This window comes from Lactococcus nasutitermitis, from assembly GCF_018403765.1.
In the GTDB taxonomy this organism is placed as follows: Bacteria; Bacillota; Bacilli; order Lactobacillales; family Streptococcaceae; genus Lactococcus; species Lactococcus nasutitermitis.
Genome location: NZ_BOVQ01000002.1, coordinates 1 through 11,911, shown reverse-complemented (window position 1 = coordinate 11,911; position 11,911 = coordinate 1). Strand labels below are relative to the sequence as shown.

The window sequence follows — 11,911 nt, the reverse complement described above, 5'->3', positions numbered from 1 at the left end:
AAAAAATGCGAAATGTGTCAAAGAATGTTGGCTTTTCAATTATCAATAATGTTATTGTCCTTATTCTCTCTTTTGTAGTAAGACGTTTTTTTATTCTTCAATTAGGAACGGATTATGTTGGGCTTAATTCATTATTTTCTAACATTTTAGGTATATTATCATTTGCTGAGCTGGGTATAGGTGTTGCAGTTACTGCTTCTTTATATGAGCCTCTACAAAGAGGAAATAAAAAATTAATTCGTGCTTATCTACACTTTTATCGTAAATTTTTGAATGCTGTTGCTATTATCATTACTTTAGCCGCTGCAACGGTTGGATTTTTTATTCCTACTTTTATTCATGGAGGTTCAATATTTACTGACTTTCAATTATGGCTTTATTTTTTCTTGTATTCACTATCATCAGCAGTAACTTATTTAATTACTTATAAACGAATTATTTTAACCGCTGACCAAAATGATTATTTAAATCAAGTGAATAATTTAATTTTTCAAAGTATCATTGCAATCCTGCAGATTGTTGTCCTAGTTTTCTGGCAAAATTATTTACTTTATCTTATCATTCAAGTTGTATTTGTAGTGTTATCTAACTTTACTATAAATCACCGTATCAATAAACGATATCCAGAGTTATTCAAGAAAAAATTAGTGGAAAAACTTGATAAGAAAACACATCATGAACTAAGAAAGTCTATAACAGGAATGATTTCTGCCAAAGTTGGTGGGATTGTTCTCACAAGTACAGATAATATTGTGATATCAGCTTTTCTTGGATTAACTATCTTAGGAAAATATTCTAACTATGTGATGATTGTGACTGGACTAACTGTAGTGCTTAATCAGCTAATTACGGCACTTACTCCATCTATTGGCAATTTTAGATTTTCTAATAAATATTCAAGTAGCAAGCAAGAAACAAAATTATTTTATCAAGTGACAGGAATGAATTATTTAATCGTGATTTTTGCTTGTTGTGGTTTTGCAGTATTTTCAGCATTATTTATTCAAGTTTGGGTTGGAAAACAATTTATTTTAGATTTTGGAATTGTTGTCTGTTTAATTGTCAGTTTTGGAGTGAATCAATTTAGACAAGCAATAATTGCCTTTGAAACAGCCTACGGTCTTTTTTGGCAACAAAGGTATAAGTCGATTTTAGAAGCCGCACTCAATATTGTGTCATCTATCTTATTGATTAAATATACAAATTTAGGTGTGATTGGTGTGCTTATTGGTACAATGTTTACCAACTTAACCCTAAATCTCATCTGGGAGATTTTAATTTTAAAATTAAATGCCCTGTCCCGCATCAAACTTTCAAGATATTTTATTCAATATTTTATCACGCTAATTTTTTTGATATGGACGACGATTTTGGGGATTTTTATATCTAACATCTTGTTGAGTAATATCAGTGTTCTGTTTGCTTTCCCAATCCTTATTATCATATTTTTGCTCTTGTGTGCATCAAACTATGCAGTTTTTTCAATAGTGTTCCCTGATGAGTATCAATTTGTTAAAAGTCGAATTAAACGTCAACGATAAGAATTAAGGAAGCTAGGAAATAATTTTTTAGAAACATTAAATTAGTAAAATTTATAGAAAGTAGAAAATTTTAATATGAAATTGAACACTCAGAATTATGATTATCTCATTGTTGGTAGCGGTCCTTATGGTTCTATCTTTGCTCACGAAGCTGCTAAACGTGGGAAGCGTTCACTGATTATTGAGAAGCGCGCACACATTGGTGGGAATATGTACACGCACAAGGAAAATGGTATTAATGTCCATGACTACGGCGCACATATCTTCCACACGGATAACAAAGAAGTCTGGGACTATGTCAATCAATTCACGGAGTTCAATGGTTATATCAATCAAGTCGTTGCCAATTACAAAGGAGAACTCTATAATCTGCCTTTCAATATGAACACTTTTTATCAGATGTGGGGGGTGAAAACACCAGCAGAAGCCGCTGCAAAAATTGCCGAACAAAAAGCTGCTGCAGGGATTTCAGGCGCACCGAAAAATCTGGAAGAACAAGCGATTTCATTGATTGGGACGGACATTTACAGCAAACTCATCAAAGGTTACACAGAGAAACAATGGGGGCGCAAAGCAACGGAACTCCCTGCTTTCATCATTCGTCGCCTGCCCGTACGTTATACTTTTGACAATAATTATTTCAATCATCGCTATCAAGGAGTTCCCATTGATGGCTACACAGCAATTTTTGACAAAATGTTAGCATCGGATTTGATTGATGTTCAGTTAAATACAGATTTCTTTGAAGACAAAGAAACCTATTTAAAAGAATTTCCACGAGTGATCTACACAGGGATGATTGACCAGTTCTTTGACTATCAATTTGGAGAATTAGAATATCGCTCAGTCAGATTTGAGTCTGAAACTTTTGAAAATAACAATGAGCAAGGAAATGCAGTGATTAACTATACAGATGCCGAAACCCCATTTACGCGCGTGATGGAGTGGCGACATTTTGATAAAAAAGCAGATGATGGCTTTACCATCTTGACCAAGGAATATCCTCAAGATTGGAACAAATCAAAAGAGGCTTATTATCCTGTCAATGATGCCAAAAATTCAGAGTTATTTAAAAAATATAAATCAGAAGCACATAAAGTCAATAATGTTATTTTTGGTGGAAGGCTTGGAAATTATCAATATTATGATATGGATCAAGTATTTAGCGCAGCATTAAAAGCTATCGAAAAAGAATTTAAAGAATAAAAAGATAAAAATCATAAATAGCCACTATTCATGATTTTTATCATATCAATAAGTTGAAATTAATTAAAAATTTTATATTAAACAGTTCATATCAATTGCTTTTGATTAAGTAATGTGAAAAAAGAGAGTCAAGTGATAAGTGAGTTGCACCCCTCAAAGTTTAAAAACTTACATAATGTTAGACTATATCTATTTTTTACTTGCAATTTCTCTTAAAAATTTTAAACATGATTTTGTAAATAATATGTTTAAGTAATTATAAAAATATTAATACGTAAAACCATAACTTGATATCTAGCTTTATATAAATTTTGAATTAGATATAGAATAAAAGGAAGGAGGAGTAAATTTGGGGAATGAGTTTCTCTTTCCTTATTATTCTTGGTTAAGTTTAAGATATAGATAAAGCTTTAAAAGCAGAATATTTTAAATAATATTCTGCTTTTTTGTTAGAGATGAGATTGAGAAAAGAGCTTTTAATTATTGATAAAATGTAGTAATTATTTTTTATAATAAATATTTTATAAACCACTTTATTGTTTTTTTATGATAGAATTATTTTTATGATTTCAGCAATAATTCACAATGTGGAATAAATATACTTGTTATGTAGCCTACAGGGATTTTTGTGATTTTAAATCAATAAATTTAGAAAACGTACTTGAGTTATTAGTAACGAATGTGAGAAGAATTAATATGAATAAAATATTTAAAAGTTTAGTAGGGAATACATTTATATTTGCTATAGGAAATGGTTCAGCTTTGCTTGTTTCTTTTTTCATGATTCCTATCTATACTTCAATCTTATCTACAACTGCATTTGGTATTTCAGATGTGATAAATACAACAGTTAGTATGTTGCTACCTATCGTATCATTAAATATCTTCACTGCTGTTTTTCGTTGGTCCTTAAGTGAAAGTAGCATAAAGGAAGAAGTTTTTTCTAATGGTTTATTCGTGACGATGATTGGAGCTGCTAGCTCTATAATTATTGGGGTGTTTATTTTTCTATTTCAGGTGAAATATGCTTGGGCGGTTGCCTTTAATATTAGCGGAGTTGTTTTACTAAACTTTTTTCAAAATTTTTTTCGTGGGACAGATAAAATCCGACTTTATGCATTTTCAGGTGTGGTTGGAGCAGTTGCTAATGCTATTCTAAACATATTACTGATGATTGTATTTAAATTCGGATTAACGGGCTATTTACTTTCTTTAATTATTTCTAATTATACCACGGTTCTTTTTTTAGTTATCTTCGGAAATGGCTTTCATTATTGGGATAAAAATTTAATTTCTCGAAAAAAAATTTTTGAAATGCTTCGCTTTAGCATGCCAATGATTCCAAATTCTTTTACATGGTGGATGACGAATGATATAAGTCGAATCATTATTTTAATCTTTATTGGTCCAGCAGGAAATGGGTTATATGCAATAGCAAATAAACTCCCCTCCATGATGTTTACTCTATTTAGTTTGTTTCAAAACGCATGGCAAATATCTTCTGTTAAGACAGCAAAAGAAAAAGATGTTGAAAAAATTTATTCAATTACATTTAATGTTGTTGTTGCTTTAATGATTTATGTTTCAACTCTGATTATAAGTGTAGTCAAAATTTTCATGCATTATTATGTGGCACCTTCATACTACGAAGCATGGAAATTTATTCCTATACTTTTGATGACAGCAATGCTATCTAATATCTCAGGTTTTCTTGGAACTACATACCTTGTAGCTAAGGAAACTAAAGGATTATTTACAACAACTATTTGGGGAACTGTTGTGAATATAGTTATGAGTTGTGTACTGATTCCAGTAATTGGTGTACAAGGAGCAGCGATTTCTGGAGCTCTAGGCTTCTTAGTTGTATCTAGTATCCGGTTAAAACAAACTGCAAAATGGGTAAAAATTCAGGTTAATTGGCTGGGGCATATGTTTTTAATTTTAGGTTATTTTTTTGTTTCACTAAATGAATATATTTATTTAAGACCTATATTTTTAAACATATGTATTATATTAGCGATGACTTTATTTTTAATACGATATCTCCGTAGAATAAGAGAATAAATACGGCATAGCGAATAGAATACAATATAAATTAAAAAGAAGGAGTAATTTATAATTTGAATAGGTATAGTTTGTTGAAGATTCATACTCCACCTTAGTATATAAAATATGAATTTGGAGTAATAGTGTTTATTGGAAAAAGAAAAGAGAGTAAAATGATTAATGTAGTAGGACTAGGATATATTGGATTACCAACAGCTCTGATGTTAGCAGACAGTGGTGTTGAAGTTATTGGTACAGATATTAATAAAGAGGTAATAGAGACACTTAGAAACGGGAAAGTAACTTTTGAAGAGGAAGGCTTGACATCTCTTTTTAAGAGTGCTCTGGAAAAAGGAATTCAATTTAGTGAGAGTTATTCTGAAAGTGATTTTTACATCATAAGTGTTCCAACCCCATATAACAAAGTAAATAAAAAAATTGATCCATCATACGTGATTGGAGCGATAAAGCAAGTTTTAAAGGTTTGTAAAAAAGAAGCTATAATTGTGATTGAATCAACAGTATCCCCAGGAACTATTGATCAATATGTGCGTCCAATGATTGAAGAATCTGGATATAAGGTTGGAATTGATGTTCATCTAGCACACGCACCAGAACGTATTTTACCAGGTCAAATGATTCAGGAACTTCGTTTAAATTCTCGAACAATTGGTGCAGATAATTTAAAGATAGCTCAAAAAGTAAAAGATATTTATTCAAGCTTTTGTGAAGGAGAAATTGCTACAACTGAAATTAGAACAGCAGAAATGACAAAAGTGGTCGAAAATACCTTTCGTGCTATTAATATTGCGTTCGCAAATGAATTAACTAAGTTAGCGCATCAAGAAAAAATGGATGTTTATGAAATTATAAAGATTGCTAACATGCATCCGCGAGTAAATATCTTAAATCCAGGTCCAGGAGTTGGCGGACATTGTATCCCCGTAGATCCATGGTTTTTAGTTGGAGACTATCCAAGATTAACAAACCTAATATCTACGGCTTTAGAAATTAATGAAAGCATGCCAGAACATGTATTGAGTCGTATTCATGAAATTATGGAAGAAAATGGCATAAAAGACAAAAATAAAATAGGGATTTATGGATTAACTTACAAATCAGATGTTGATGATGTACGTGAAAGCCCAACGTTACAAATGTTTGAAAAAATGTCTGAGAAATTTTCAACACCATTTCGTGTATATGATCCAATGGTAACCAAAAAAATTGTGGACAGCCAGGTTTTTGATTTTGATCAATTTTTAGAAGAATCTGAAGTTATTGTTATAATGCAAAACCATTCTCACATTAAAGAAAATATTAATAAGTTACAAAACAAATTATTATTAGATACACAAAATTTTATAGAAAACTCATACAAACTCTAAATTATGAAAAAGAAAATAATGACAATTTTTGGTACGCGGCCAGAGGCTATAAAGATGGCTCCGTTAATAAAAGCAATCGAAATGGAAGAAGAATTTGACTCTATCGTCGTGGTAACAGCTCAACATCGACAAATGTTAGACCAAGTGCTTGATATTTTCAATATTGTTCCAGATTACGATTTAAATATCATGAAAGAGGGCCAGTCTCTTTCAGATATAACAAGATGGATATTAGAAGAACTTGATACCATATTAAACGAAGTTAAACCAGATATTGTCTTGGTTCATGGAGATACTACTACTACTATTGCAGCTTCAATTTCGGCGTTCTACCATCAGATAAAAATTGGCCATGTAGAAGCAGGATTAAGAACTTGGAATAAAAATTCACCTTTTCCTGAAGAAATGAATCGTCAACTTACAGATGTTTTAGCAGATGTATATTTTGCTCCAACTAATAAAAGCAAAGAAAATCTATTAGCTGAGAATCACTTGGCAAAACATATATTCGTTACCGGTAATACGTCGATTGATGCTATGAGATATACTATTTCTGATACTTATTCTAATAGTTTTTTGAGTACACTAGACAATAAAAAGATTATTTTAGTTACAATGCATCGGCGAGAGAATATTGGTAAGCCAATGCAAAATGTATTTCGAGCAATCAATAAATTAATAGAAATTCATGATGACGTTGAAGTAGTGTTTCCTATTCATAAAAATCCCCACGTTCGTGAAAACGCTAAAAATATCTTGCTAGATTCAGAACGAATTCATATCATTGAACCTTTGAATGTGATAGATTTTCAAAACTTCGCAAATAAAAGTTATATAATTATGACTGATTCAGGAGGAGTACAAGAAGAAGCGCCTTCTTTAGGAGTGCCTGTCTTAGTTCTTAGAGACACAACAGAGCGTCCAGAGGGAGTTGAAGCAAAAACATTAAAGCTAGTTGGGACTTCTGAGAATGATGTATTCCTTGCAGTAGATGAATTATTAAAGGATAAAAAAAGATATGAAGAAATGTCTAAAGCATCCAATCCTTATGGAGATGGGTATGCTAGTGAACGAATAATTGAAGCACTAAAATCAATTTTGTGAGTAAGAATATACAGAGGTTAAATCATAAAAGTAATTTAAAAATTGTTGATAGAAATATCTCATAACTCTTAATTTTGTGGTATAGATACTAGAAAATTGGGATTATAATCCTTCAAGATAAATTAATTTATAATGGTGCAATTATGAAAAATTTTGTCTTAGAATCAAGAAATCCAAAATGGAAGAAGGGTGAAGAAATTTATTCTTCTTTTATTTTAACTTCTTGAGAAAAATGATACGAATTGTTTCTAATAATAGACATTATTAAGTTTGTTTCAGAATTTGGTATTAACTTATTCACTTTGGCTAAATATCAATCAATTACTGTGGATATTAATAGATAGGCATCCACTTATTATTGAAAAATCCGTATTTTAAAGTAATAAATTTTATGTTAAGTTAATAAATAAACACAAAATATAATGGTAAGGTTCGTATTTTCTAAAATTAGACAAAATATAAAAATATTAAGCACAATGATTACAATATTCTTGTATTATTTGTTTTATTATTATATAATAAATTGTCGTATGAAATAATCATATTTTTTATGGCACATATATATGTTTGTTTCTGGGAAATACGATTTTTTGGAAACGAACATTGGAAGAAAAGGAGTTAGGAGTTAATTATGGGGAAAAAAGTTCAAGGTTTTAGAACTTGGAAATCAGGAAAGCAATGGCTATTTGCGGGGGTAGTTATTGCAACCACACTTTTAGGTTCAGTTAGTTTAACTGGTAAAGCAGATACAAATAGTAATCAATCGGAGAATTTAAGTAGTACTACTGCCTCGATATCAACAAGTCAAAGTGTAACAAAAGTGACGGGTAATGTTACGGATGGGTATACAGCAACGGGTATATGGCAACCAGGTTTTAAAGTAACAGTTAAAGATACGAATGGTTCAATAGTTGGAACCACAACTACAGATCAAACTGGAGCATACACAGTAGCAATTCCAGCTGAAGTTGGACCAAATGTTTCATTGATTGTTGCTATAACGGATGAGGCGGGGAAAGAAAGTTATTCAGCATCAATATTAACCCCAGCAGATTCTACAACAATAGCCATAAGTGAAGAAACACCAGCAACTTCTGCGGCAACGACCGCAAGTGAAGAATCACCAACAACTTCTGCAGCAACGGTCGTAAGTGAAGAATCATCAGCAGCTTTTGCGGCAATGGCCGCAAGTGAAGAATCATCAGCAACTTCTGCGGCAACGACCGCAAGTGAAGAATCATCAGCAACTTCTGCAGCAACAGCCACAAGTGAAGAATCATCAGCAACTTCTGCAGCAACAGCCACAAGTGAAGAATCATCAGCAACTTCTGCAACAACAGCAACAACTACTGCTAAAAAAGCAAATGAAAAAAGAAAACCGGATGTTCAAACACTGCTTCATCTCTATAAAACAGATGTATCTCCTAAACCAGAAGGACAGGTGGCATCAACTAATATTTTAGATGTAATTGATGGAGGACTGCGAGCAGTTACATTTGGTACGGTTAGTTTAGAATCTCTAGGTTTGACATCTCATGCAAATCCAATTCCTGATAATACAGAAATAGGCAGTGGTGATAGTGCAACTATTTCAACTACCTATGATAAAGGATTATTACAAATTTTAAGTTCTGTAGAGGTTAACTACTACTACTACGATCCTGTTAAAAAAACATGGAATTTGTTCTATACAGATCCTACGGGTAATGCTGATAAAATTCCATTTAATCCTGAAGAATATGGCTTTGAAGATGGGGATGCGGTTTATATTCAAGCTGGTATTTCCATGAAGGGGTTGTTAACAAATATTCTTGGACAAGTCCCTCTACTTGGGGGGATTGTTAAAGATCTTGACCCAGGAAATCAAGAGATGTTTAGTAACGTGGTTACATTAATGGTTTTGGATAGAGATAAAGATGGTATTCCGGATGATGAAGACTCGGATATCACACCTATTAATACAGATAAAGATGATGTATCTTCAACCGCAAACGATCAAAGTGCTATTTATTCAAATCAAAAAACAATTATTGCAGGACAGTATAAAGCAGCGACTTATCCAAAGTCCGAAATGGTTTATTATGCGCATGATTCAAAAGGCAATGTCGTTGATGTCAATTCATCTTCAGATGTTGATGTAGATTATAGTGGTGTTGATTTTAATACACCAGGTGTTTATAATGTACCAGTAGTTTACAATGATCCAACTACAGGAAAGACAGTATTGGCCGTAAGTACTTTAACCGTTGTTGCAGATAAGAGTGAAATTCATAATAATCAAAAAACAATCGTTGCAGGACAATATACGGCAGATACTTATCCAAAATCTGAAATGATTTATTATATTGCTGACCACGATGGAAATCATGTTGAAGCTGATCAGATAGATGTAGATTATAGTCAAGTTGATTTTAACACACCAGGTGTTTATGATGTACCGATTTCTTATACTGATCCAACTACCGGGAAAGCATTATCAGCCGTAAGTACTTTAACTATTGTTGTAGATAAGAGTGAAATTCATAATAATCAAAAAACAATTGTTGCAGGACAATATACGGCGGATACTTATCCAAAATCTGAAATGATTTATTATATTGCTGACCACGATGGGAATCATGTTGTAGCTGATCAGGTAGATGTAGATTATAGTGGTGTTGATTTTAATACACCGGGTGTTTATGATGTACCGATTTCTTATACTGATCCAACTACAGGAAAAACATTATCAGCTGTAAGTACCTTGACTATTGTTGAAAATGACACTGATAATGATGGCCTGACAGATAGCCAAGAAGCAGCTAAAGGAACGGATCCAACCAAAGCCGATACTGATGGCGATGGAATCAACGATAAAGATGATGCTAACCCATTAGGAACTGACTTAGATGGCGATGGCCTGACAGATAGTCAAGAAGCAGCTAAAGGAACAGATCCAACCAAAGCTGATACCGATGGCGATGGCTTAACAGATGATGTTGATCCAAATCCAACTCATCCAGACATGAAATTTATAACCCATTTTGTTAATGACTCTGGCGATAAATTAAGTGCTGATATGGTTGAATATAGTTATTATAAAACGGATTATTTTAGATTGCCTGCTGTGGTCAAAGGTTATGTAGTTAATCTAGCTCAATCAACTATCCAATTATCTGATGCAAATGGGGTATATGGTGAGACCTTAGCTGAATTAGCCCAAGAAAAGGGTTATACATCAATTTCTCAGATGATAGCAGATCAAAACGAAGGCTTACGTGATGGTTCAATATCAAGTACTGGTGAATTATTTAGTTGGTATGATTTAACTTATGTGTATATGCCCGATAAGAGTGCACTTATAACAAATGATCAAACAATTAATGTAGGAGAAAGTGTCGATACAACTAAACTTGTAAACACAATCACGAGTGCTGATGGTTCTGCAGGTAATTTGGATAATGTCCAATTTGATTTATCTAAAGTTGATGTAAATACACCTGGGGAATATACTGCCACAGTTACGTACGTTGATCCAGTTTCATTGTCTAATATAACAGCAACTGTAAAAATTACTGTTTTAGATCAAGATACCGATGGCGATGGTTTAAATGGTGCGGAAGAAGCGACTAAAGGAACAGATCCAACCAAAGCCGATACTGATGGTGATGGAATCAACGATAAAGCTGATACGAATCCATTAGGAAAAGACTTAGATGGTGATGGTCTGACAGATAGCCAAGAAGCAGCTAAAGGAACGGATCCAACCAAAGCCGATACTGATGGTGATGGAATCAACGATAAAGATGATGCTAACCCATTAGGAACTGACTTAGATGGCGATGGCCTGACAGATAGTCAAGAAGCAGCTAAAGGAACAGATCCAACCAAAGCTGATACCGATGGCGATGGCTTAACAGATGATGTTGATCCAAATCCAACTCATCCAGACATGAAATTTATAACCCATTTTGTTAATGACTCTGGCGATAAATTAAGTGCTGATATGGTTGAATATAGTTATTATAAAACGGATTATTTTAGATTGCCTGCTGTGGTCAAAGGTTATGTAGTTAATCTAGCTCAATCAACTATCCAATTATCTGATGCAAATGGGGTATATGGTGAGACCTTAGCTGAATTAGCCCAAGAAAAGGGTTATACATCAATTTCTCAGATGATAGCAGATCAAAACGAAGGCTTACGTGATGGTTCAATATCAAGTACTGGTGAATTATTTAGTTGGTATGATTTAACTTATGTGTATATGCCCGATAAGAGTGCACTTATAACAAATGATCAAACAATTAATGTAGGAGAAAGTGTCGATACAACTAAACTTGTAAACACAATCACGAGTGCTGATGGTTCTGCAGGTAATTTGGATAATGTCCAATTTGATTTATCTAAAGTTGATGTAAATACACCTGGGGAATATACTGCCACAGTTACGTACGTTGATCCAGTTTCATTGTCTAATATAACAGCAACTGTAAAAATTACTGTTTTAGATCAAGATACCGATGGCGATGGTTTAAATGGTGCGGAAGAAGCGACTAAAGGAACAGATCCAACCAAAGCCGATACTGATGGTGATGGAATCAACGATAAAGCTGATACGAATCCATTAGGAAAAGATTTGGATGG

6 protein-coding genes are annotated in these 11,911 nt (G+C 32.9%); all 6 read left to right on the top strand.

The genetic code is table 11. From position 1 onward, the window contains the following. Window positions 1-5 precede the first annotated feature (5 nt). Complete coding sequence (locus KJS36_RS00535) at window positions 6-1,541, top strand: lipopolysaccharide biosynthesis protein (RefSeq protein WP_213533234.1); 1,536 nt, start codon at window positions 6-8, stop codon at window positions 1,539-1,541. Between the two features lie 75 nt (window positions 1,542-1,616). After that, window positions 1,617-2,747: a UDP-galactopyranose mutase gene (glf, locus tag KJS36_RS00530; RefSeq protein WP_213533232.1), complete on the top strand. Its 1,131-nt coding sequence runs from the start codon at window positions 1,617-1,619 to the stop codon at window positions 2,745-2,747. Between the two features lie 696 nt (window positions 2,748-3,443). Beyond that, on the top strand, window positions 3,444-4,811 hold the full coding sequence (locus KJS36_RS00525) for a lipopolysaccharide biosynthesis protein (RefSeq protein ID WP_213533230.1): 1,368 nt from the start codon (window positions 3,444-3,446) through the stop codon (window positions 4,809-4,811). A gap of 155 nt (window positions 4,812-4,966) precedes the next feature. Continuing rightward, on the top strand, window positions 4,967-6,181 hold the full coding sequence (locus KJS36_RS00520) for a nucleotide sugar dehydrogenase (protein WP_213533228.1): 1,215 nt from the start codon (window positions 4,967-4,969) through the stop codon (window positions 6,179-6,181). A gap of 3 nt (window positions 6,182-6,184) precedes the next feature. Beyond that, on the top strand, window positions 6,185-7,285 hold the full coding sequence (wecB, locus tag KJS36_RS00515) for a non-hydrolyzing UDP-N-acetylglucosamine 2-epimerase (RefSeq protein ID WP_213533226.1): 1,101 nt from the start codon (window positions 6,185-6,187) through the stop codon (window positions 7,283-7,285). 631 nt (window positions 7,286-7,916) lie between these two features. Next, on the top strand, window positions 7,917-11,911 hold a 3,995-nt coding region (locus KJS36_RS00510), incomplete at its 3' end, for a bacterial Ig-like domain-containing protein (RefSeq protein WP_213533224.1).

What these genes read in the sequence shown, in the direction of transcription:
- wecB (WP_213533226.1), top strand. Translation starts at nt 6,185, where the DNA reads ATGAAAAAGAAAATAATGACAATTTTTGGTACGCGGCCAGAGGCTATA.
- KJS36_RS00535 (WP_213533234.1), top strand. Translation starts at nt 6, where the DNA reads ATGCGAAATGTGTCAAAGAATGTTGGCTTTTCAATTATCAATAATGTT.
- glf (WP_213533232.1), top strand. Translation starts at nt 1,617, where the DNA reads ATGAAATTGAACACTCAGAATTATGATTATCTCATTGTTGGTAGCGGT.
- KJS36_RS00520 (WP_213533228.1), top strand. Translation starts at nt 4,967, where the DNA reads ATGATTAATGTAGTAGGACTAGGATATATTGGATTACCAACAGCTCTG.
- KJS36_RS00525 (WP_213533230.1), top strand. Translation starts at nt 3,444, where the DNA reads ATGAATAAAATATTTAAAAGTTTAGTAGGGAATACATTTATATTTGCT.